Raw genomic sequence first — 22,160 nt, 5'->3', positions numbered from 1 at the left:
CTACCCCGACGCCCGGGCCTGGTCGCCCGGCTCACGGTCGGCCACCGAACGTCGGTAGGCCTCGATGTTGCGCCGGGTTTCGGTCAGCGAGTCCCCGCCGAACTTGTGCAGCGCGGCGCGGGCCAGCACCAACGCCACCATGGCTTCGGCCACCACGCCCGCCGCCGGCACCGCGCACACGTCGGAGCGTTGATGGATCGCCACCGCTTCGTCGCCGGTGGCCATGTCGACGGTGGCCAGGGCCCGCGGGACGGTGGAGATCGGCTTCATCGCCGCGCGCACCCGCAGCGGCTGGCCGTTGGTCATGCCGCCTTCGAGCCCGCCGGCCCGGTTGGTGGAGCGCACCACGCCGTCGGGACCCGGGTACATCTCGTCATGAGCCGCGCTGCCGCGGCGGCGCGCGGTGGTGAAACCGTCGCCGATCTCGACGCCCTTGATCGCCTGGATGCCCATGATCGCCGCGGCCAGTTGGCTGTCCAGCCGGTCGTCGCCGCTGATGAAGGAACCCAGCCCGATCGGCAGGCCCGACACCACCACTTCCACCACCCCGCCCAGGGTGTCGCCGTCGGCCTTGGCCGCTTCGATCTCGGCGATCATGGCCTCTTGGGCCTGCTGGTCGTATGCCCGCACCGGACTGGCGTCGATGGCGTCCAGGTCAGCCGGTTGCGGCACCGGCCCGTCGTAGGGGTCGGACGCCCCGATCGAGATCACATGGGAGATCACCTGAACGCCCAGTGCCTGGTCCAGGAACGCCCGGGCAATGGTGCCCGCGGTCACCCGGGCGGCCGTCTCCCGCGCACTGGCCCGCTCCAGCACCGGGCGAGCGTCGTCGAAGCCGTATTTGAGCATGCCCGCATAGTCCGCGTGGCCGGGCCGCGGCCGGGTCAGCGGTGCGTTGCGAGCGCCGCCCTCGCTGTCGAGCACGGCCTGGTCCACCGGGTCGGTGGACATCACCGTCTCCCATTTGGGCCATTCGGTGTTGCCGATCTCGACGGCGATCGGGCCGCCCAGGGTGACGCCGTGGCGCACCCCGGACAGCACGGTGACCGCGTCGGCCTCGAACTTCATTCGGGCGCCGCGACCGTAGCCCAGACGCCGGCGGGCGAGTTGGGCGGCGATGTCAGCCGAGGTGACGGCCACTCCGGCGACCATGCCCTCGACCAAGGCCACCAACGCGCGACCGTGTGATTCCCCGGCGGTTATCCAACGCAACACGTGTCCCATCTTCCCATGCCGGTCATGTCCGCCCGGGCTTGGAGGACTTTACGGTTGCGCACATCGACCGCTCAGCGCGGCAACAACCGGGATTGGCTCCGCCCACCGCCCCGCAACGGGGTTCGTGGGGATTCAGGAGCCGTTTTTGAGGATCAGATAGGTGACGGCGTCGGGGCCGTTGTTCGCGTTCAGCTGGCTGCCCGCATTCCCGACGACGCCGTCGAGGATCCTGTCGAAGTCCTCGGCGGAGGTCTCCGGGTCGATCAGCACCAGCGGAGACTCACCGGGCGCGACAGCCGAACTCGGGTCCAGCAGGTACCCGCCGAACGAATCCGCGTTGGCGGCAGAGGTCTGCGCGAACAGGTCCAGCCACTGTACGGTCGCGTCGGTTCCCTCGGCGCTGGACAGCTGAACCGCCGGAACCTGCACGTCAGGCAGGGACGGCGATGCCATGTTGTTGGCGAGTACGGTGCCGCCGACCACGACCGCAGCAGCTGCCAATCCCCCGATTAAAGTTCGCTTCACGGTCACCCCCTCGTTGGCTCATCCCGGTCAGCAGTAGTTCAATACGGTGATATTACCTAATAACGGGCTGAGTGGCAAACATTCCTGGCAAAGGCAATATTGGCATTAATTTGTGGCGCTCGTCTCAGTCCGGGCCCGCTACCTGGGCGTACCTGGGCTCACCTAGGCCGCTCGCCACCCCTCGGTCCCGCTCAGCACACCCCCAGCCCGGCAGCCACGGCGCTGGCCAGGCACATCGACGGCCCGTGCGGCACCGTCCGCTCCCGGCGTGCCGCCACCGCGAACAGCCCCCACAGTCCGGTCAGCAGCGGAGCCGACACCGCGGCCAGAAACCACACGTCGGCGCCGAAGCAACCCGTGAGCGCCCCGAGGCCTGCCGCGAGTTTGACGTCACCGGCGCCCAACCCGGCCGGCACGATCAGGTGCACCAGCAGGTAGACGGCGGTCAAGGCCGCCGCCCCCGCCAGCGCAGCGCCCCCGCGGCCCGCCCCGGCCGCCACCGCGGGCACCACCACCGCCGCGGGCAGGGTCAGCCAGTTCGGCAGCCGGCGCTGCCGGATGTCGTAGCCGCTCAACACTGCCAGCCACACCACGACCAGGCCCGCCACCGCCCCCTCCATGGGGTCATGTTCAGGCCGGGTCGGTCACCGCGCAAGTCATCTCGGCGCGGGGCGCGGGCCGGCCGGTGAACAACTCGACCTGGGTGAACGCCTGGTGCAGCAGCATCTGCAGGCCGCTGATCACGGTGCCGCCCGCGGCGCTCACCGCGACCGCCAACGGTGTCGGCCAGGGCTCATAGATCGCGTCCAGCAGCACCGGCACTCCCGCCAGCACCGGCGCGTAGCGGGCCGCGACGTCGGCGGGAAGGGTGCTGACCATCACCGCGGCGGCGGCGGCCGCCGCACCCAGAGCCGGATCGTCCAGCGCGCAAAAACGGGCCGGCACACCGGCATCGGTGGCCAAGGCCACCACCCGGGCGGCGTTGTCCGGGTTGCGGGCGGCCACCGTGATGTCATCGACCCCAAGTTCGGTCAAGGCGACGACCGCGGCCGGGGCGGTGCCCCCCGAGCCCAGCACGATCGCCCCGCCCGCCGAAACGAGACCCGCCGACCTGAGCGCCCCGGTCACCCCGTCGACGTCGGTGTTGTCGGCCAGCCAGCCGGTCGCGGTGCGCACCAGGGTGTTCGCCGAGCCGATGCGTTCGGCACGTTGGGTGCGTTCGTCGGCGAAGGCCAGGGCGGCGAACTTGCCCGGCATGGTGACCGACACACCGACCCATTCCGGCCCGAATCCGGCGACCAGCGCCGGCAGCTCCTCCGCGCTGCACTCGATGCGGTCATAGGTCCACCCCCGCAGGCCCAGCGCCCGATAGGCCGCCAGGTGCAGCTGCGGTGAACGCGAGTGGGCGATCGGCGACCCCAGCACTGCGGCTCGGCGCGGCCCCGGGTCAGCGGGAGCTGTCGAGGACACCGCTGCCCAGCGCCATCTGGATGTTGCTCAGATGCTCCTGATAGTTATGGGTGAACAGAGTTGTGCCGTCCTTGTCGACGGTGACGAAGTACAGCCAGTCACCCGGATCGGGATGCTCGGCGGCCTTGATCGCCTCCACTCCCGGTGAACAGATCGGGGTGGCCGGCAGCCCGTCGGAGGCGTAGGTGTTCCACGGCGTCACCTTGGCCCGGTCGGCGTCGGTGGTCGCGACCTCCTGCCGGTCCAGCGGGTAGTTGACCGTCGAGTCGAATTCCAGCCGCTGCGGCTCGTTGAGGCGGTTGTCGATGACCCGGGCCACCTTGGCGAAATCCTGCGGTAGGGCTTCGCGCTGCACCAATGACGCCACCACCAGCAGTTCATAGGGAGTCATGCCCAGCTGTTCGGCCGTGCCGGGCAGTCCGGACTTGGCCAGTTCCGCGGCGCTCTGGCTGATCAGCTTGGACAGCACGGTCGACGCCGGCCCGGTCGGGTCGACGTTCCAGGTGCCCGCCGTGATCAGTCCCTCGATGCGCCGGTGGTCGCGGCCCATCTTGGTGACCGGTCCAATGGCCCAGTCCGGTACGGACAGGGCCTCCGGAGTCTCCGTCTCCGCGGCGCGCCGCAGGTCCTGGGCCTTGAGGCAGTGGCGATCGCCGTTGAGGTCCAGACAGCTGGCCTCGGCGATCAGGCTGAACACCCCCGGCGTCACCCGGTCGGTCTTCATGTCGGTGATGTCGTCCAGCTGGCGGCCTTCCGGAATCACCAGCTTGCCCACCCGATTCTCCGGGTCGATGAGCTGCTGCACCGCGGCGGCGGCCGGGATCTCGGCCCGCAACCGGTAGAAGCCGGGCTGGATCGCCGCTATGGCGGCGTTACCCTGCGCGGCGTCGAGGAACGTCCCGACATTGGCGATCACGCCGGCGGCCAACATGGTTTCGGCGATCGCGGTGGTGTAATCGCCCTCCTCGACCTCGATCAGCACCTGCTGGCCGCCGTCGCCGGTGTAGTCCACCACGGGACCCGAGTGCCAGAACTTGGAGCCCAGGAACACCGCGGCGACCACCGCCATGGTGACCAGCGCGACACCGAGTGCACCGACCAGGCGGCGGCGCCGGTTGTGCTGGCGTTGCCGACGTTTGTCGCGGGCCCGCTGGGTCCGGCCCATCCGGCGCCGCGGCGCTCCGACCGCTTCGGGTTTGGCCTTCTTCGCGGAATTGTCGTCAGACATCCTTGTCCTCCGTCGGCGTCGCCGGGGCCGCCGTCTGGCCCGCCCGGCGCTGGTCGAGCCAGCTCTGCAGGATCGTCACCGCGGCGGCCTGATCGATCACCGAACGCTGACGTTTGGAGCGCACCCCGGCCTGATGCAGTGACCGCGCCGCGCTGACGGTGCTCAGGCGTTCGTCGGCCAGCCGCACCGGGGCCGGCCGATCGCGTTTGGCCAGCACCCGGGCCAGGTCGTCGGCCACCGCGATGGCGTCCTCGGCGGCCGACCCGGTCCGGTCCGCCAGGGTCCGAGGCAGTCCGACCACCACTTCGACGACGTCGAATTCGTCGGCCAGGTCGGCGAGCCGACGCAGGTGCGAACCCGAGGTGTGCCTGCGGACGGTCTCCACCGGGGTGGCCAGCAGCCCGTCGGGGTCACTGCACGACACCCCGATGCGCACACTGCCCACATCCACTCCGAGCCGTCGTCCGCGGCCGGGATCATCCGGCCCGCCAGGCCGGTCCGGGGTGCGATGGCGGGGTGAGGTCACGCCGGCGCGCTCCGGGCGACCGCCGAGCGGACCGCCGCCAGGGCGGCGTCGATCCCGCTCGAGTCCTTGCCGGAGCCCTGCGCCAGGTCCGCTTTGCCGCCGCCGCGGCCGGACACCGCCGCCGCCAGGTCCTTGACCAGATCGTCGGCGCGCAGCCCGAGTTCCTGCGCGGCCGCGTTGGCGGCGACCACGTAGGGCACGCTGTCCGGCGAACCCGGGGGTGCATCTGCGATCAGCGCCACCACTGCGGGTCCCTCGCCCAGTTTTCCGCGGATGTCGCCCGCAAGGGAACGTAAGTCGCCTGCGCCGATACCGTTGGACATTTTTTGAGCCACCAGTCGCACGTTACCGACTTGCTCGGCGCCGGCGGCGGCATTTGACGCAGCAGCCCGCGCGCCGGCCAGCCGGGCGCGGTCCAATTCCTTCTCCGCGGCCCGCAACCGTTCCACCAGGGTGGCGACCCGGGCCGGTACCTCCTCCGACGGCACCTTCAGCGAGGAGGCCAGGCCGGCCATCAGCGCCCGCTCCTTGGCCAGGTGCCGGAACGAGTCCAGCCCGACATAGGCCTCCACCCGGCGTACTCCGGACCCGACCGACGATTCGCCCAGGATGGTGACCGGGCCGATCTGCGCCGAGTTGTGCACATGGGTGCCGCCGCACAACTCCAGCGAGAACGGGCCGCCGATCTCGACCACCCGCACCCGATCGGGGTACTTCTCGCCGAACATCGCCATGGCGCCCATGGCCTTGGCCTTCTCGAGGTCTTCGGTGAAGGTGTGCACCTCGAAGTCGGCCTGCACCGCCTCGTTGGTGACCTCTTCGACTTGGCGGCGCTGCTCATCGCTGAGCGCGCCCTGCCAGTTGAAGTCGAACCGCAGATAGCCCGGCCGGTTCAGCGAGCCGGCCTGAACGGCGTTGGGCCCCAACACCTGCCGCAGTGCGGCGTGCACCATATGGGTGCCGGAGTGGCCCTGGGTGGCGCCCTTGCGCCAGCCGGGATCGACGGCCGCGGTGACCGTGTCGCCCTCGACGAATTCACCGGACTCGACGTTGACCCGGTGCACGAACAGCGTCTGGGCGATCTTCTGCACGTCGGTGACCGCGGCGTGAGCTGTTCCGGCGCTGATAGTGCCGGCGTCGGCGATCTGCCCGCCGGCCTCGGCGTAGAGCGGGGTGCGGTCCAGCACCAGCTCGACGTGGTCAGCGGCCACGTCCTCGTGGGACACCACCGGCACCCGCCTGCCGTCGACGAAGATGCCCAGGATGCGGGCTTCGGTGCTGAGCTCGTCGAACCCGGTGAACTCGGTGGGTCCGGCGTCGATCAGCTCCCGGTAGGCGCTCAGGTCGGCGTGGGCGTGCTTGCGGGCGGCGGCGTCGGCTTTGGCGCGCTGGCGCTGCTCGGCCATCAGGGAACGGAACCCAGCCTCGTCGACCTGCAGTCCGGCTTCCGAGGCCATCTCCAGGGTGAGCTCGATCGGGAAGCCGTAGGTGTCGTGCAGGGTGAAGGCGTCTTTGCCGGACAGCACGGTGACCCCGGCGGATTTCGTGGCCTCCGCCGCGTCTTCGAACAGCTTGGAGCCCGACGTCAGGGTGCGGTTGAACGCGGTCTCCTCGGCCACCGCGATCCTGCTGATCCGGTCGAAGTCGGAGACCAGCTCCGGATACGACGGGCCCATCGCGTCACGCACCGTCGCCATCAGCTCACCGACAATCGGGCCCTCGATACCCAGCAGCTTGGCCGAACGGATCACCCGGCGCAGCAGTCGGCGCAGCACGTAGCCGCGACCGTCGTTGCCGGGGCTCACCCCGTCGCCGATCAGGATGGCCGCGGTCCGGGAGTGGTCGGCGATGATCCGGTAGCGCACGTCGTCGGCGTGGTTGCCGGTGTCATAGGGACGGGCGGCCACTGCGCCTACTGCGTCAATAACCGGCCTTACCAGATCGGTCTCGTAGACGTTGTGCACACCCTGGAGCAGGAACGCGACCCGTTCGATGCCCATCCCGGTGTCGATGTTCTGGCGCGGCAGCGGCCCGAGGATCTCGAAGTCCTCCTTGGAGGTGCCCTCGCCGCGCTCGTTCTCCATGAACACGAGATTCCAGATCTCGATGTAGCGGTCCTCGTTGGCGACCGGGCCGCCGTCGACGCCGAATTCGGGGCCGCGGTCGTAGTAGATCTCCGATGACGGCCCGCAGGGGCCGGGGATGCCCATCGACCAGTAGTTGTCGGCCATGCCGCGACGCTGGATCCGCTCGAGCGGCAACCCGGCGATCTCCTGCCACAGCGCGATGGCCTCGTCGTCGTCGAGATAGACGGTGGCCCAGATCCTTTCCGGATCCAGCCCGTACCCCCCCTCGTCGACGCTGTTGGTCAGCAGCGTCCAGGCCAGCTCGATCGCGCCGCGCTTGAAGTAGTCACCGAACGAGAAGTTGCCGGCCATCTGGAAGAAGGTGTTGTGCCGGGTGGTGATGCCCACCTCGTCGATGTCCGGGGTGCGGATGCACTTCTGGATGCTGGTGGCGGTGGCGTACGGCGGGGTTCGCTGGCCCAGGAAGAACGGCACGAACTGCACCATGCCGGCGTTGATGAACAACAGGTTGGGGTCATCCAGGATCACCGAAGCGCTCGGCACCTCGGTGTGGCCCGCCTTCACGAAGTGATCAAGGAAGCGCTTCCTGATCTCGTGTGTCTGCACTATCTATCGCTTCCCGCCGTCTCGCTCATTTAGACGGCACTACAGTACCGGTCTGCCCATCGCGTTTTTTGTAGGCAAGGACCCTCAGGTGCCGGCGCCCACAAAACTCAGTCGCACGCTCCGGCGTGGGTTGTCGCGGTTGAGATCGACCAGGACGACGGACTGCCAGATTCCCAGCAGCGGCTCACCGCCGGCCACCGGCACCGTGATCGACGGCGCCACGATCGCCGGCAGCACATGGTCGGCGCCGTGCCCCGGCGACCCGTGGGCGTGCCGGTAGCGATCGTCGCGCGGCAGCAACCGCTCGAGGGTGTCGACGAGGTCGGAGTCGGACCCGGCGCCGGTCTCGATGATCGCCACCCCGGCCGTCGCATGCGGCACGAAGACGTTGCACAACCCGTCGCCGTGGGCCGCGCAGAACGACCGCACCTGCGCGGTGAGGTCGACGGTGCGACGAAGGGTGGTGTCGACGTCGAGCACTTCGGTGTCCATTACTCCAGGGTAGAGACTCGCTTTATGCGGCGAGCAGACACAGAATCGTGCGATCCGGGGCCGTCAACGTGCGATTCTGTGACTGCTCGCGGGGTGATCGGTGGGGTGAGAATCAGCGCTCACCGTTGATCAGCGCGAGGCGCGCCAGGGTGTTCTGCGCCATTTTCACGTGTGCGGCGTCGACCAGCACCCCGTTGACCCCGACCGCGCCCAGACCCTTCGCCTCGCCCTCGCGGTAGGCCGCCATGTTGCGTTCGGCCAGCGCGATCTCCTCGGCGGTCGGCGAATACACCGCGTTGGCCACCGGGACCTGGCTGGGGTGGATCGCCCACTTGCCGGTGTAGCCCAACAGCGAGCCACGCCGGGCCTCCTGCTCGTAGCCGGCCAGGTCGGCGTAGTCGGGGTAGGGCGCGTCGATGGCGTCGATTCCGGCGATGCGGGCCGCGACCAGCACCTTGCTGCGGGCGTAGTGCCAGAAGTCGCCGGGATAGTCCCAGATCGGCACGAAGTTGGTGTCCACCCGCGCGCCCTGGGACAGCGAGAAGTCGCCGACGCCGAAGATCAGGGCGTCGATCCGCGGGCTGGCCTTGGCGATCTCTTCGGCGTTGGCCAGGCCCTCGACCTCTTCGATGAGCACTTCGAGGCGGATCTTGCGGTCCAGCCCGAGCTTGGCCTCCAGCTGGGTGAGCAGCAGATCGACCCACCACACGTCGCGGGCGATGCAGGCCTTGGGAACGACGATGGTGTCCAGGTTCTGTCCGGCGGCGGTGACGACCTCGATGATGTCGTCATGGCACCACTGGGTGTCCAGGCCGTTGATCCGGATGGCGCGCGCGGTGCGGCCCCAGTCCAGGTCGTTGAGCGCAGCGATGACCTTGGCGCGGGCGGCCACCTTGTGGGCGGGCGCGGTCGCGTCTTCCAGGTCCAGGAAAACCAGGTCGGCTTGGGAGGCGGCGGCACGCGCAAACATGTGGTCGTTGGCGGCGGGCACGGCCAGCTCGGAACGGCGCAGCGGCATTGGGGTCTCCTTCACAGCACGCCGCGGGCGTGCAGATCGTCGATGTCGGACGGGGTCAGGTCGAGCAGTTCGCGATAGACGTCGGTGTTGTGTTCGCCCAAGCGCGGACCGAGATGCTCGACGCGTCCGGTCGCGGCCGAGAATCTCGGCACCGGGGCCTGAACGGTCATCGCGCCGAGTTCGGCGTCGCCGACCTTGACGAACACCTCGCGGTGGGCCAGCTGTTCGTCGGCGACCAGGTCGGTGATGTCGTAAACCGCTGCGGCCGCGACCTGTTCGGCCTCCAAGACCGCCATGGCCTCGGCCAGGGTTCTGCCGGCGACCCAGTCCGCGACCACCCGGTCGACCTCGGCGGCGCGGGCCAACCGGCGTTGCGGGTCGCTGAAATCGGCGTCGTCGACCAGGTCGGCGCGCCCGATCGCGCGAAACACTCGCAGCGCCAGCGCCGGTGAACTGCCCGACATCGCCAGCCAGCGGCCGTCGGCGGTGCGATAGGTGTTGCGCGGCGCGGAGATGTCCCAGCGGTTGCCGGCGCGGGCCGGCACCAGCCCGAGCTGGTCGTAGCCGAGCAGCGTCTGTTCCAGCAGGCGGGCCAGCGGGTCGATGAGGTTGACGTCGATCAACTGGCCCGGCGCACCGTGCACGTCCCGGTGGTACAGCGCCATCATCACCGCGTAGACGGCGTTCAGCGACGCCACCCCGTCGGCCAGCATGAACGGCGGCAGGGTCGGCGGGCCATCGGCTTCGCCGGTGATGTTGGCGAACCCGCTCATCGCCTCACCGAGGGTGCCGAAGCCGGGCCGTTCGCTTTTGGGGCCGGACAGGCCGTAGCCGGTGATGTGCAGCATCACGATGCGGTCGTTGACCGCGCGCAGCGCCTCATAGTCCAGCCCCCACCCGCGCAGCGTCTGCGGCCGGGTGTTCACGATCACCACGTCGGCGTGCGCCGCCAGTCTGCGCACCAGATCCTGGCCTTCGGGCACCCGCAGGTTGCAGGTGATCGACCGTTTGTTGCGCGACACCGACTTCCACATCAGCCCGACGCCGTCGCGCTGATGACCCCAGCTGCGGATCGGATCCCCGGAGCCGGGTTGCTCGACTTTGATCACGTCGGCGCCGAACTCCCCGAGATAGGTGGCCACCAGCGGCGCCGCGGCCAGGGTGGCCAGGTCGAGCACCCGGATGCCTTCGAGCATCATGCGGCGCGGGGCGGACGCGACAGGCCCAGGTGGTCACGCAGGGTGGCGCCCTGGTAGCCGGTGCGGAACAGGCCGCGGCACTGCAGCTCGGGGACGACCATGCGCACCACGTCTTCGAAGGCTCCCGGCAGATGTGTTGCCGCCAATACGAATCCGTCGCAGGCGCCGGTGTGAAACCACTCCTCCATCTGGTCGGCGACCTGGGCTCCGGTGCCGACGAACCGCGGTCCCTGCAGCAGGGTCGCCCGGTGCCCGGCCAGGTCGCGCAGCGTGACCGTGTCGCCGCCGATGTGGGCTCGCAGGTTCTGCACCAGCCCACGGATCCCGGACGCCGATGCGATCAGCTCGTCGGTGATCGGGGCATCGAGGTCGTGCTGGGCGAAGTCGTAGTTCATCAGCTCCGAGAGCAGGGTGAGCGAGGCCATCGGGTGCACGAGGTCGTTGAGGAAGACCTGCTCGCGGTGTTTGGCATGGTCCTCGGACTCCCCCACCACCGCGTAGGCCATCGGGCACAGCTTCACCGAGGACGGGTCGCGGCCGGCGTCGGCGATGCGCTGCTTCTGGTCGGCGTAGTGACCGCGGGCGACCTCGATGCCGGGGTCGCCGGTGAAGATCAGATCCGCCCAGCGAGAGGCGAATTCACGCCCCCGGCCCGAGGACCCGGCCTGGATGATGACCGGGCGGCCCTGCGGGGTCCGTGGAACGGTCAGCGGCCCGCGTACCGAGAAGTACTCGCCCCGATGGCGCAGCTCGTGCACCTTGTCGGGGTCGGCGAAGCGGCCGGCGTGCCGGTCGGCCACGATCGCGTCGTCCTCCCAGCTGTCCCACAGGGCGGCCACGGTGTCGAGGAATTCGTCGGCGCGGTCGTAGCGCGCGTCGTGATCCAGATGGCTGTCCAAGCCGAAGTTCTGGGCTTCGCCGTCGTTGACCGAAGTGACCACGTTCCACGCGGCGCGCCCTCCCGACAGGTGATCGAGGGTGGCGAAGGTGCGCGCCACGTGAAACGGCGCGTAGTAGGTGGTGGAGTAGGTCGCGCCCAGCCCGATCCTCGAGGTGGCCTGGGCCAGGACGCCGAGCACGGTGGCCAGGTCCAGCTTCACCGGCCGTGCGCCGTAGCGCACCGCCTCGGCAACCGAGTCACCGTAGATGCCCGGCATCGCCAGCCGGTCGTCGAAGAACATCAGGTCGAAGCAGCCCTGTTCGAGCTGGCGGCCGATCTTCGCGTAGTAGGCGGCGTCGAGGTAGCCGTGCTCGGTGGCCGGGTGACGCCACGATCCGGCGTACACGGAGGCGTTGCCGGCTTGCATGAAGGCGACGAGGGCCATCTGATCGGTGCGGGAGGTCATGATTGATATCTACCATCTGATATATCAGATATCAACTGTGGTATTCGGTGTGTACCATTCCTGCCGTGACGGCCAACAACGTCGACATCGGCGGCACCGTGCGCGAGCGCGCCGCACGTGAGCTGCGCAACCGCATTCTCACCGGCGCACTGGCCCCCGGCACCCGCCTCGACCTGGACGCGATCACCGCGGAGTTCGCCACCAGCCGCACCCCCGTCCGCGAGGCGCTGCTGGAACTGTCCTACGAAGGGCTGGTGCAGGTGGCGCCGCGCAGCGGTGTGACGGTGATCGGGATACGCCCCGAGGACGTCCTGGACAGCTTCACCATCCTGGGCGTGCTGACCGGCCAGGCCGCGGCGTGGGCAGCCGAGCGGCTCACCCCCGAAGACGTCAAGCACCTACGCGCACTGGTGGCCGAGGTCGAGTCGCTGCGCGGTTCCGACGGCATCGGGGACGCCAACTGGCACTTCCATCAGGAGATTCACCGCGCCGCCCACTCGCCGCAGCTGCTCATCCAGATCCGCCATGCGGCACGGGTGGTGCCGACGAACTTCCTGACCGTGTTCCCCGAACATGAGCACCATTCGCTGGAAGACCACCGCAAGCTCGTCGCTGCGCTGGCCGACGGGGACGCCGAGGCGTCGCGGGCCATCGCCGAGCAACACGTTCTGGACGCCGGGCGCTCGCTCGCCGATTGGCTGGGCCAGGCCGGCTCCGGCTGAGTCACCGGTGGCTCAGCTCCGGCGACGGATGAAGGCACGCAGCCTCTCCAACCGCCCGGCGATCTCCCGCTCGGCGCCCCGGCCGGTGGGCTGATAGTAGTCGACACCGACCAGTTCATCCGGTGGATATTGCTGTGCCACAACGCCTTCCGGATTGTCGTGGGCGTAGCGGTAGCCGACCGCGTTGCCCAGAGATTGGGCCCCCGCGTAATGGCCGTCGCGCAGGTGCGCCGGTACCGCCCCGGCCTTACCCGCCTTGATGTCGTTCATCGCCGCACCCAGCGCGGTGGTCACCGCATTGGACTTCGGAGCGGTCGCCAGATGCACGGTGGCATGCGCCAGGGTCAGCTGCGCCTCCGGCATACCGATCAGCGCGACGGTCTGCGCGGCGGCGACCGCGGTCTGCAGCGCGGTCGGATCTCCCATCCCGATGTCCTCGCTGGCCAGGATCATCAGCCGGCGCGCGATGAATCGCGGATCCTCCCCCGCGACCAGCATCCGGGCCAGGTAGTGCAGCGCGGCGTCGACGTCGGAGCCACGCACCGACTTGATGAACGCACTGATGACGTCGTAGTGCTGGTCGCCGTCGCGGTCGTAGCGCACCGCGGCCTGATCCAGCGACCCCTCGACGATCTCGACGGTCACGCGCTGCCCCGCTTCGGCAGCCACCTCGAGTGCCGTCAGGGCGCGGCGCGCATCCCCGGCGGCCAACCGGACCAGCAGGTCCACCGCGTCGGGCGCCACCTCGATGCGCCCGCCCAGCCCACGCTCGTCGTCGATGGCGCGGCGCACCACGGCGGCGATGTCCTCGGGCCCCAGCGGCCGCAGCTGCAGAATCAGCGACCGCGACAGCAGCGGCGCCACCACCGAGAACGACGGGTTCTCGGTGGTGGCCGCCACCAGCAGCACCACCCGGTTCTCCACCGCGGCCAGCAGCGCATCCTGCTGGGTTTTGGAGAACCGGTGTACCTCATCGATGAACAGCACGGTCTGCTCGCCGTAGGCGGCCGCGCGCCGGGCGGTGTCGATCACGGCGCGCACTTCTTTGACCCCGGCGCTCAGCGCCGACAGCGCCTCGAAGCGCCGGCCGGTGGCGCCGGAGATCAGCGAGGCCAGGGTGGTCTTGCCGGTACCGGGCGGGCCGTAGAGGATGACCGACGCCGCCCCGGAGCCATCGACCAGGCGGCGCAGCGGGGATCCCTGACCCAGCAGGTGATCCTGGCCGACCACCTCGTCCAGGGAGGCCGGGCGCATCCGCACCGCCAGCGGTGCGGAGGTGCCGGTGCCGGGCTCGGGTGCCGGGGCGCCGGTCAGGTCGAACAGTCCGTCGGACACGCCTTCAGGCATACCATGCGCCGCCGGATCGCCGCCGCGTTCCGCTGTGACGGCGGCGGCTCCGGCAGCGTCAGCGTCAGCGTCAGCGGTGCACGATCACCCCGCGGATGTTCTTGCCCTCGCGCAGGTCCGCGTAGCCCTCGTTGACCTGTTCCAGGGTGTAGCGGCGGGTGACCAGCTCGTCGAGCTTGAGCTGGCCGGCGTCGTAGAGGCGCAGCAGTCTCACGATGTCGTACTGCGGGTTGGCGCCCCCGAACAGGGTGCCCTTGATGGTCTTGCCGAACAGTGCCAGCTGGGTGCCCGAGACCTGCACGTTGAGGTCCTCCATGCGGCCCAGAGCGGCGATCACGACGGTGCCGCCCTTGCCGATGGTGTTGAACGCCGCGGTCGTGATGGCCTCGTCCAGGTCGCCGACGGTGATCAGGGCCTGGTCGGCCATCTGTCCCCAGGTCAGTTCGGCGATCTGGACCATCGCCTCCTCGGGGGTGGCGAACGCGTGGGTGGCGCCGAGCCGCAGGGCGGTGTCGCGTTTGAACTCCACCGGGTCGACCGCCACCACGTACTTGGCGCCGGCGTGCGCGGCGCCCTGTACCGCGTTGATGCCGACCCCGCCGACGCCGTAGACCACCACGGTGTCGCCGGCGCGCACCCCGCCGTCGTAGTTGGCGGTCGCCCAGCCGGTCGGCACGCCGCAGCCCACCAGCACCGCGGTCTCCAGCGGCAGCCAGTCGTCGACCTTGACCACCGAGTGCTGTGGGACGGTCGCCCGCTCGGCGAAGGTGCCCAGCATGCAGAACCCGCCGTAGTCGGTGTCACCCGAGTGGAATCGGAAGGTGCCGTCGGGCATGCAGCCCTCCAGGATGGTGGCGCCCATGTCGCACAGGTTCTGCCGCCCGGTCGAGCAGTACCGGCAGACTCCGCAGCTGGGGATGAAGCAGCACACCACGTGATCGCCCGGCTTGACCTTGGTGACCCCGGGGCCGACGTCCTCGATGATCCCCGAGCCCTCGTGCCCTCCGACGATCGGGAACCGCGCGGGCCAGTCGCCGTCGGCCAGGTGCAGGTCCGAGTGGCACAGGCCGGCGGCGGTGAACTTGATCAGCACCTCGCCCGGGCCGGGCCCGTCCAGGTCCAACTCGATGATCTCGAAGGGCTGGTTGGGCGCATGCGCCACGGCGGCAATTGTTTTCATGACTGACATCCAACCGGCTCGGGAGCCATGGCGGCCGAATTCAGCCGGATTGCCACGCCGGTCCAGCTCGCCTCTCTTCGTCGAGGCTCGCTAACCGCCGGATTGCGTCACGAAGTCGATAAGTTCCTCGACGCGGCCGATCAGCTCCGGCTCCAGGTCGGTCCAGTCCCGCACCCGGCCCCGGATGCGCTGCCAGGCCGCGGCGATGTCGGCCTGGCCGGCATGCGGCCAGCCCAGCGCGGCGCAGATCCCGTGTTTCCACTCCACGTTGCGCGGGATCTTCGGCCACTCCCGCAGACCGAGCCGGCCGGGCTTGACCGCCTGCCAGATGTCGACGTACGGATGCCCGACGATCAGGGTGTGCGCACCGCTGGGTCCGCGGCGCACCGTCTCGGCGATGCGGGTCTCCTTGGAGCCGGCGACCAGATGGTCGACCAGCACCCCGAGCCGACGGCCCGGCCCGGGCTGGAACTCGGCCACGATGCCGGCCAGGTCATCGATTCCGCCGAGGTATTCGACCACCACTCCCTCGACCCGAAGGTCCTCACCCCAGACCTGCTCGACCAGTTCGGCGTCGTGGCGGCCCTCCACGTAGATCCGGCTGGCCAGGGCCACCTTGGCGCGGGCGCCCGGCACCGCCACCGATCCCGAGGCGGTGCGCGCCGGCGCCTTGGGTGCGCTGGGCCGCGGCTCGGTCAGGATCACCGGCTTGCCGTCGATCAGGTAGCCGGGGCCGACGGGGAAGCCGCGGGTGCGGCCATGGCGGTCTTCGAGGTCCATCCGTCCGTAGGCCACCCGCACCACTGCGCCGACGTAGCCGCTCTGAGCGTCCTCGACCACCATGCCGCGTTCCACCGGAACCTCGACGGACCGGATCTTGCGGGCGGTGTGCGGGTTGTCGGCGAGGATGTCGGTTCCATAGCGGTCGGCCACGGCAGGCAGCTTAGGCGGGCATCGCTCCGCCGAGTGGGACCCTGGCGACGCGATTCCGGCGCGTCCCGTCGTGAGAATCCCACTCGGCGGGAAGGGCCGGGGACCAGCGAGCGGGACAGCCCCACACGGCAAGAATTCCTCTTAATTTCTAAGAGATCTCTCGCAACATACGTAACAATAACAACTCAGTTAACTAAAGCATCTTTTGTTTACTTTTGCCTCAAACAATAACAACAGACTCATTTGTATCTTTAGGTGCTGAAAATGTGCAATTTCATCATTTATCGCGTTAAGCTCGTAAACCTCACTGATAGACAACTATCACGGAGGTTGTGATATGTACCGGAACACGGCACGGCGTGTCGTGCAGTTCGGGAGGCGGCACCGCAACTGGTCCGCATCCGGGCTGGTCACCGGGGGGATTGTGGGAGCGCTGCTGGCCTCGACCGGAATCGCTCGTGCAGACAACATGTTGATGGGCTGGGACGCCGTCGCGCAATGCGAATCGGGCGGCAACTGGGCCGCCGATACCGGGAACGGTTTCTACGGTGGACTGCAGTTCAAACCGTCGACCTGGCACGCATTCGGCGGTGTGGGATCGCCGGCGAAGGCGTCACGCGAGGAACAGATCGCCGTCGCCAATCGGGTCCTGGACGAACAGGGTCCCTATGCCTGGCCCCATTGCGGTCCGGGGCGGGTATTCCCGTCGTCGGTGAAGGGCTGGGTGCCGCCGGCGATGCGCGGTCTGCTCAAACCGTTCTGGTGAGTCCGGCTACTTCGGCGACAGCACCGCCTGGGTCTGGGTGACCCGCGCGACCAGCTTGCCCCGATCGTCGGTCAGATCGGTCTGCACCACGATCGTCGTCCGGCCGACGTGCAACGGAAGACTGGTCGCGGTGACGGTGCCCTCGCGCACCGCCCGGAAGAAGTTGGTCTTCGACTCGATGGTCGAGGTGCTGGCGCCGTGGGGCAGATTCGCCACCGCGCACACCGCGCCGACGGTGTCTGCGAAGGCCATCAAGGCTCCCCCGTGCAGGATGCCGGCGGTGGTGCATCGCTCCGGCGCCCACGCCATGGCGGCGCGCACCTGTTGCGGTGTCAGTTCGACGAACTCGATCTGCAGGGCGGCCGCGAACGGCATATTGGCGATGACCAACCGGGCGAACTCGGCCGAATCCATGCCTGCCAGCCTTGCCGACAGCGCCGTCGCTGTCCAGGGGCGGCCTCAGCGCTGCTGGGGCACCGCGTCGATCCCGGCTTCCTTGCGCTGGGCCGCGGTGATCGGGGCCGGGGCATCGGTCAGCGGGTCGATGCCGCCGCCGGACTTCGGGAATGCGATCACCTCGCGGATCGAGTCCACCCCGGCCAGCAACGCCACCACCCGGTCCCAGCCGAACGCCAGCCCGCCGTGCGGCGGTGCGCCGAAGCTGAAGGCGTCCAACAGGAATCCGAACTTTTCGGCAGCCTCGGCTTCACCCAACCCCATCACCTTGAAGACCTGCTGCTGGACGTCACGGCGGTGGATACGGATCGAACCGCCGCCGATCTCGTTGCCGTTGCACACCACGTCGTAGGCGTCGGCGAGCACGGTGCCGGGGTCGGATTCCACGCTGCCGGCATACTCCGGCTTCGGCGAGGTGAAGGCGTGGTGCACCGCGGTCCACGCTCCGGAGCCGACGGCGACGTCACCGGCGGCGGTGGCGTCGTCGGCGGGCTCGAACAGCGGCGGGTCGACCACCCAGGTGAACGCCCAGGTGTTCGGATCGATCAGATCCAGGCGCCGGGCGATCTCGCCGCGGGCTGCCCCCAGCAACGCCCGGGACGGCTTGGCCGGCCCGGCCGCGAAGAAGATGCAGTCCCCCGCCGCGGCGCCGACGTGCCCGGCCAGCCCGGCGCGTTCGGCGTCGGTGAGGTTCTTGGCCACCGGCCCGGACAGCTCACCGTCCTCGCCGATCAACACGTACGCCAGGCCCTTGGCTCCGCGCTGCTTGGCCCATTCCTGCCAGCCGTCCAGGGTGCGCCGCGGCTGCGATGCCCCGCCCGGCATCACGACGGCACCCACGTAGGGAGCCTGAAAGACCCGGAAAGTGGTGTCGGAGAAGAACTCCGTGCACTCCACCAGTTCTAGGCCGAATCGCAGGTCGGGCTTGTCGGAGCCGAACCGGCGCATCGCGTCGGCGTAGCTGATTCGGGGCAGCGGAAGCGGCAGGTCATAGCCGATCAGTGCCCACAGCGCTTTGAGCACCTGCTCGGCGATGCCGATCACGTCCTCGGCGTCGACGAAGCTCATCTCCAGATCCAGCTGGGTGAACTCCGGCTGACGGTCGGCCCGGAAGTCCTCGTCCCGGTAGCAGCGCGCGATCTGGTAGTAGCGCTCCATACCGGCCACCATCAGCAGTTGCTTGAACAGCTGAGGGCTCTGCGGCAGCGCGTAGAACGAACCGGGCTGCAGCCGCGCCGGCACCAGGAAGTCGCGGGCGCCCTCCGGGGTGGATCGGGTCAGGGTGGGGGTTTCGATCTCGACGAACTGGTGCTCGGCCAGCACCGCACGGGCGGCCGCGTTGACCTTGGAACGCAGCCGCAACGCCGCGCCGGGGCCGTCCTCGCGACGCAGATCCAGATACCGGTGCCGCAGCCGGGCTTCCTCGCCGGCCGACTCGTCGAGTTGAAACGGCAGGGGCGCAGCCTCATTGAGCACCTTCAGCGCCGTCGCGTTGACCTCGATGGCCCCGGTGGGCAGCTCGGGATTCTCGTTGCCCTCGGGGCGAACTTCGACTACACCGGTGACCGCCACACAGAACTCCGCCCGCAGGCGGTGGGCCTGCTCGAGCACCGCGGCATCGCGAAACACCACCTGCGACACCCCGGAAGCGTCGCGCAGGTCGATGAAGATGACCCCGCCGTGGTCGCGTCGGCGCGCCACCCAGCCGGCCAGCGTGACGCTCAGCCCGGCGTCGGTGGCCCGCAGTGAGCCGGCGTCGTGGCTGCGCAGCACGAATACCCCCTTGTTGACGGATTGCTAGGTAACGGTTCGACGGTCGCCAAGTCTAGAGGCATCTCGCGGCACTGCCCCGCGCCGGTCGGTGCTCTAAGCTGGCTGACTGTGACCAACGGCACCGATGACCTCGACTTCGACTACGACGACGAAGACGACGAAGACGAGTACGACGAGGACGCCGCGGCCGCACCGAAACAGGCCAAGAGCCTCAAATGGGGGCTGGCAGCCGTGGTCGTGCTGGCGGTGGTCGCCTTGGTGCTGGTCGCGGTGGTGCTGGTGGGCGGTAGCCCGGCCAAGGGTCCGCTGGACGGCACGGCCGCCAGCCGCAACGCGAGCGCGTCGGGCATCGCCAGCGCCGACGACACCGGGCCGGTGTCGATCATCATCAACGACCCCAGCTGCGTCGCCTGGGGGTCGATCAGCAGCAACCTGTCCAACACCCTGTCGATGCTGGGACACGGCAAGTGGAACGAGCGCGATCAGTCGATTCCGGCCGCCGCGTGGGACGACGAGCAGAAGAAGGAGTACCTGGTCGCCGGGCAGGTGGTGCGCAACGCCGCCGCGCAGACCGTCGGGCTGGTGAAGCTGACCCCGCACCGGGTGATGCGCGAACTCTACGAACAGTTCATCGCCTACGCCCGCACCTTCGTCGAACACATTCCCACCTACACCGAGCGGGACGCCGCCCTGGCCGGCACCGCACACAGTGCGGCGTCGGCGCTGGCCGCGATCTGCGCCGCCGCCAACAACGGCTCAGCGGCGACCCGCGCACCGCTGGTCGAGGCACAGGCGACGCCCACCAAGACCGCCCCGCCCGGCAACCCCACCAACCCGCAGCGCTACCTGACCGGTCCCAACCCGGTGTGCGCGGACTGGAAGACCACACTGGACAAGTTCGGCGCCGACGCCGCCGAGTGGCATGGGATCGACCCCAGCATCCCGGGGACCTACTGGAACCCCCAGCAGAAGGCGGTCAACCTGGCGGTCGGGCCGATCATGATCAGTCTGGCCAACAAGATGCAGCAGCTCGGCCGTCGCAGCAACAACCCCACGCTGCAGGACTTCGCGGAGCTGTCCGCGCAGTACCGGCGGGCGTTCGTGCTGGCGCTGCCGACCTATGACCCGTCCGACAACTATCTGGCCAACGCCGCGACGTTCATCTCGACCACGGTGTTGGGCGCGTGCGCATCGGCAGCGACGACGGGGTGACAGACCGGCCCCCGCGTGGGGCCACCACCGGTTGGCAAGACCGTTGGGGGCCCAGCTGACCCGACCCCATCAGCGCGGCGAGCGGCGCAGTGACCCGCAGAAAAACCAGTGCCCCGCCACCTTGCTGGTGGCGAGGCACTGATCCCGTTATGAAAGTGTTCTAGGCCCAGCTGGAGCCGACGGAGGCGTCGGTGTTGGCCATGTTGTTGCCGGCGGTCTGCACCTTCTGACCATGAGCGTTGGCCTGCTCATAGATCACCGCGAAGTTGCGGCCCAACTGCGCCACAAACTCCTGGCAGGCCACCGAACCCGCGCCGCCCCAGAAGTCCCCGGCGGCCAGCACATCGTGCACGATCGCCTGGTGCTCAGCCTCCAGCGAAGCGGCCTGCGCGCGGATCAGCGCACCGTGAGCGTTGACATCACCGAACTGGTAGTTGATAGACATCAGTCATAGCTCCTTTTGCTAGCTGCCCGACAGGATCTGCTGCGAGGCAGCTTCCTGCTGCTCGTAGTGGTTGGCGTCACGAATCAGGCCATCGCGGACCCCGTGCAGCATCGTCACGATGTTGCGAAACGCGGTCTGCATCTGACCCATGGTGTCCATCGACGTCCGCTCGGCCAGACCACCCCAGCCAGCGCCGGAGATGTTGGTCGAGGACGCCCACATCCGGCGGGCCTCATCCTCAACGGTCTGCGCATGCACATCGAAACGACCCGCCATGGCACGCATGGCGTCCGGGTCGGTCATAAAACGGGCGGTCATGATTTCTCCTTCTTGCTCGGAATTCGTTGTGGTGCCGGACGCCGGTCCGGCGGACACGTGTGTTCAGGGCCCCTTCCGCTACCCGCCGGCCGGCGAACGGGGCATAACTTTGGGGGCCTTGGCGGCGACAGCGCCGAGTCCGCGTCCGGCCATCGCGCCCATCAGCGCGTTGCCGAACGGGCCGCCGGGCATTCCCGACGACGCCGACATGGTCTGGATCGGGGCGCTGACGGTGGTGGCCGGCAGCACGGGGGCGGCACGGACCATGCCGTCGGCGGCCATCGACCAGGCCTGCGGCACCTTCAGCGCGCCCATCGAGGCGGCCTGACCGAGCTTGGCGGAGATGGCGTTGGTCGCCGAACTGAAGTGGCCGGCCAGCACGCCGACCGCGCCTTGCAGCTTGTCGTTGACGAAGTCGCCGATCTGGGTCATCAGGGTGCCGGCGCCGCCCCCACCGGCGGTCTGTCCGGCCAGTGCGCCCGTACCGGCTGCCCCACCCATCCGGGCGAACTGCATCAGCATCGGCAGCATTCTGGCACCCATCATCAGCGGCATACTCGCCGTGTTGATGGGTGACATTATCGAGCTGATCTGCGTGGCGAGAAGGGTCTCGTCGGCGATGCCGATCATGGACGGATCGATGCCGGCCGCATCGAAGAGTCCGCCGACGGTGGCAAAATCATAGCCCGGGTTGGTAGGCGGGGTGCCGGGGGTTCCGGGTACCACCGGATCCCCACTCGCAGCCGATCCCGGCGTTGCCCCCTGCGCGGACTGCGGCGGCGGCGGCTGCTGCTGCAGCGCGTTGTTGTTGGCCTCCGCGGCCCCGCTGTAGGTGTCCATCGCGGCGCCGTCGGTGGCCCACATGACCTCATACTGGTGCTCGACGGTCTGGATCAGCGGGGTGTTCTGCCCGAAGAAGTTGGTCGCGATCAACGCCAGCAGCATCGCCCGGTTGGCCGCGATCACCGGCGGGGGTACCGACGCCGAGCGCGCCGCCTCGAACAACGCCGCAGCCTGCGTCGCGAGCTGGGCGTTTTCCGCGGCGTTGGCCGCCGCCGTCTCCAGCCAGGTCACATAGGGCGTGACGGCAGCCGTCGCCGACGCCGAGCCGAGCCCGGTCCAGGTCGAGTCCAGATTGGCGATCACCGAGTGCGTGGACGTCGCGGACATCGCAAGCTCTGCCGACAGCTGAGCCCAGGCTTCGGCGGCCTCCAGCAGCGGTGCCGAACCCGGTCCGGTATATATCAAGCCGGAATTGATCTCCGGCGGAAACAGACTGAAGCTCATCTATGCGCC

At 69.0% G+C, this 22,160-nt stretch carries 22 protein-coding genes; 3 read left to right on the top strand and 19 right to left on the bottom strand.

What is annotated here, in order from left to right:
- The 11 genes from aroC to AWC16_RS05390 all read right to left on the bottom strand — a co-directional run bounded on the left by aroC (window position 1) and on the right by AWC16_RS05390 (window position 11,712).
- The gene (gene aroC, locus AWC16_RS05440) at window positions 1–1,215 is read right to left on the bottom strand and encodes a chorismate synthase (RefSeq protein ID WP_085263752.1); all 1,215 of its coding nucleotides are present in this window, start codon (window positions 1,213–1,215) and stop codon (window positions 1–3) included.
- 132 nt (window positions 1,216–1,347) lie between these two features.
- Window positions 1,348–1,740, bottom strand: coding sequence for a hypothetical protein (locus AWC16_RS05435; protein ID WP_234812133.1), 393 nt, complete (start codon window positions 1,738–1,740; stop codon window positions 1,348–1,350).
- A 191-nt stretch (window positions 1,741–1,931) separates the two neighbouring features.
- Complete coding sequence (locus AWC16_RS05430) at window positions 1,932–2,360, bottom strand: prepilin peptidase (protein WP_085263750.1); 429 nt, start codon at window positions 2,358–2,360, stop codon at window positions 1,932–1,934.
- 10 nt (window positions 2,361–2,370) lie between these two features.
- Window positions 2,371–3,210: a shikimate dehydrogenase gene (locus AWC16_RS05425; protein WP_085263749.1), complete on the bottom strand. Its 840-nt coding sequence runs from the start codon at window positions 3,208–3,210 to the stop codon at window positions 2,371–2,373.
- Window positions 3,188–4,438 (bottom strand): endolytic transglycosylase MltG, encoded by a 1,251-nt coding sequence (locus tag AWC16_RS05420; protein WP_085263748.1) that lies wholly within the window; start codon window positions 4,436–4,438, stop codon window positions 3,188–3,190. Before AWC16_RS05420 ends, AWC16_RS05425 begins: the two co-directional genes overlap by 23 nt.
- Window positions 4,431–4,964: a Holliday junction resolvase RuvX gene (ruvX, locus tag AWC16_RS05415; protein ID WP_085263747.1), complete on the bottom strand. Its 534-nt coding sequence runs from the start codon at window positions 4,962–4,964 to the stop codon at window positions 4,431–4,433. Before ruvX ends, AWC16_RS05420 begins: the two co-directional genes overlap by 8 nt.
- Complete coding sequence (gene alaS / locus AWC16_RS05410; protein ID WP_085263746.1) at window positions 4,961–7,657, bottom strand: alanine--tRNA ligase; 2,697 nt, start codon at window positions 7,655–7,657, stop codon at window positions 4,961–4,963. Before alaS ends, ruvX begins: the two co-directional genes overlap by 4 nt.
- 84 nt (window positions 7,658–7,741) lie before the next feature.
- Window positions 7,742–8,149 (bottom strand): YjbQ family protein, encoded by a 408-nt coding sequence (locus AWC16_RS05405; RefSeq protein WP_085263745.1) that lies wholly within the window; start codon window positions 8,147–8,149, stop codon window positions 7,742–7,744.
- 112 nt (window positions 8,150–8,261) lie between these two features.
- Window positions 8,262–9,167: an HpcH/HpaI aldolase/citrate lyase family protein gene (locus AWC16_RS05400; RefSeq protein ID WP_085263894.1), complete on the bottom strand. Its 906-nt coding sequence runs from the start codon at window positions 9,165–9,167 to the stop codon at window positions 8,262–8,264.
- 11 nt (window positions 9,168–9,178) lie between these two features.
- Window positions 9,179–10,363 carry a CaiB/BaiF CoA transferase family protein gene (locus AWC16_RS05395; protein WP_085263893.1) on the bottom strand — a complete coding sequence of 395 codons (1,185 nt, stop codon included), beginning with the start codon at window positions 10,361–10,363 and terminating at the stop codon, window positions 9,179–9,181.
- Window positions 10,363–11,712, bottom strand: coding sequence for an LLM class flavin-dependent oxidoreductase (locus AWC16_RS05390; protein ID WP_085263744.1), 1,350 nt, complete (start codon window positions 11,710–11,712; stop codon window positions 10,363–10,365). The genes AWC16_RS05395 and AWC16_RS05390 overlap by 1 nt, the downstream gene beginning before the upstream one ends.
- A gap of 65 nt (window positions 11,713–11,777) precedes the next feature.
- Between AWC16_RS05390 and AWC16_RS05385 the strand changes: the two genes are divergently transcribed.
- Window positions 11,778–12,434 (top strand): GntR family transcriptional regulator, encoded by a 657-nt coding sequence (locus tag AWC16_RS05385; RefSeq protein WP_085263743.1) that lies wholly within the window; start codon window positions 11,778–11,780, stop codon window positions 12,432–12,434.
- A 12-nt stretch (window positions 12,435–12,446) separates the two neighbouring features.
- Here AWC16_RS05385 and AWC16_RS05380 read toward each other — a convergent pair whose 3' ends face one another.
- The 3 genes from AWC16_RS05380 to AWC16_RS05370 form a co-directional block, all read right to left on the bottom strand.
- Window positions 12,447–13,781 carry a replication-associated recombination protein A gene (locus AWC16_RS05380; protein WP_207572262.1) on the bottom strand — a complete coding sequence of 445 codons (1,335 nt, stop codon included), beginning with the start codon at window positions 13,779–13,781 and terminating at the stop codon, window positions 12,447–12,449.
- A 70-nt stretch (window positions 13,782–13,851) separates the two neighbouring features.
- Complete coding sequence (locus tag AWC16_RS05375; RefSeq protein WP_085263741.1) at window positions 13,852–14,961, bottom strand: NDMA-dependent alcohol dehydrogenase; 1,110 nt, start codon at window positions 14,959–14,961, stop codon at window positions 13,852–13,854.
- 90 nt (window positions 14,962–15,051) lie between these two features.
- Entirely contained in the window at window positions 15,052–15,894 is an 843-nt protein-coding gene (locus AWC16_RS05370; RefSeq protein ID WP_085263740.1) for a DUF3097 domain-containing protein, read from the bottom strand.
- Between the two features lie 337 nt (window positions 15,895–16,231).
- Between AWC16_RS05370 and AWC16_RS05365 the strand changes: the two genes are divergently transcribed.
- The gene (locus AWC16_RS05365; protein WP_207572261.1) at window positions 16,232–16,660 is read left to right on the top strand and encodes a transglycosylase family protein; all 429 of its coding nucleotides are present in this window, start codon (window positions 16,232–16,234) and stop codon (window positions 16,658–16,660) included.
- Window positions 16,661–16,666: 6 nt separating this feature from the next.
- Here AWC16_RS05365 and AWC16_RS05360 read toward each other — a convergent pair whose 3' ends face one another.
- Window positions 16,667–17,074 (bottom strand): PaaI family thioesterase, encoded by a 408-nt coding sequence (locus AWC16_RS05360; RefSeq protein ID WP_085263739.1) that lies wholly within the window; start codon window positions 17,072–17,074, stop codon window positions 16,667–16,669.
- A 45-nt stretch (window positions 17,075–17,119) separates the two neighbouring features.
- Window positions 17,120–18,889 carry an aspartate--tRNA ligase gene (gene aspS, locus AWC16_RS05355; RefSeq protein WP_085263738.1) on the bottom strand — a complete coding sequence of 590 codons (1,770 nt, stop codon included), beginning with the start codon at window positions 18,887–18,889 and terminating at the stop codon, window positions 17,120–17,122.
- A gap of 108 nt (window positions 18,890–18,997) precedes the next feature.
- Here aspS and AWC16_RS05350 point away from each other — a divergent pair, with 108 nt between their 5' ends.
- Window positions 18,998–20,101, top strand: coding sequence for a hypothetical protein (locus AWC16_RS05350; RefSeq protein ID WP_085263737.1), 1,104 nt, complete (start codon window positions 18,998–19,000; stop codon window positions 20,099–20,101).
- A 160-nt stretch (window positions 20,102–20,261) separates the two neighbouring features.
- Here the strand turns inward: AWC16_RS05350 and AWC16_RS05345 are convergent, their stop codons facing one another.
- The 3 genes from AWC16_RS05345 to AWC16_RS05335 form a co-directional block, all read right to left on the bottom strand.
- Window positions 20,262–20,546, bottom strand: coding sequence for a WXG100 family type VII secretion target (locus AWC16_RS05345; RefSeq protein ID WP_013827941.1), 285 nt, complete (start codon window positions 20,544–20,546; stop codon window positions 20,262–20,264).
- Between the two features lie 18 nt (window positions 20,547–20,564).
- A complete protein-coding gene (locus AWC16_RS05340) occupies window positions 20,565–20,864 on the bottom strand; it encodes a WXG100 family type VII secretion target (protein ID WP_085263891.1) in 300 nt (99 codons plus the stop codon).
- A 78-nt stretch (window positions 20,865–20,942) separates the two neighbouring features.
- Window positions 20,943–22,151, bottom strand: coding sequence for a PPE family protein (locus AWC16_RS05335; RefSeq protein WP_085263736.1), 1,209 nt, complete (start codon window positions 22,149–22,151; stop codon window positions 20,943–20,945).
- Window positions 22,152–22,160 lie beyond the last annotated feature (9 nt).

Source organism: Mycolicibacter longobardus (genome assembly GCF_002102265.1).
GTDB classification, from domain to species: domain Bacteria; phylum Actinomycetota; class Actinomycetes; order Mycobacteriales; family Mycobacteriaceae; genus Mycobacterium; species Mycobacterium longobardum.
Note: the sequence above shows the minus strand (reverse complement) of the source record. Positions and strands in the feature narration are given on the sequence as shown.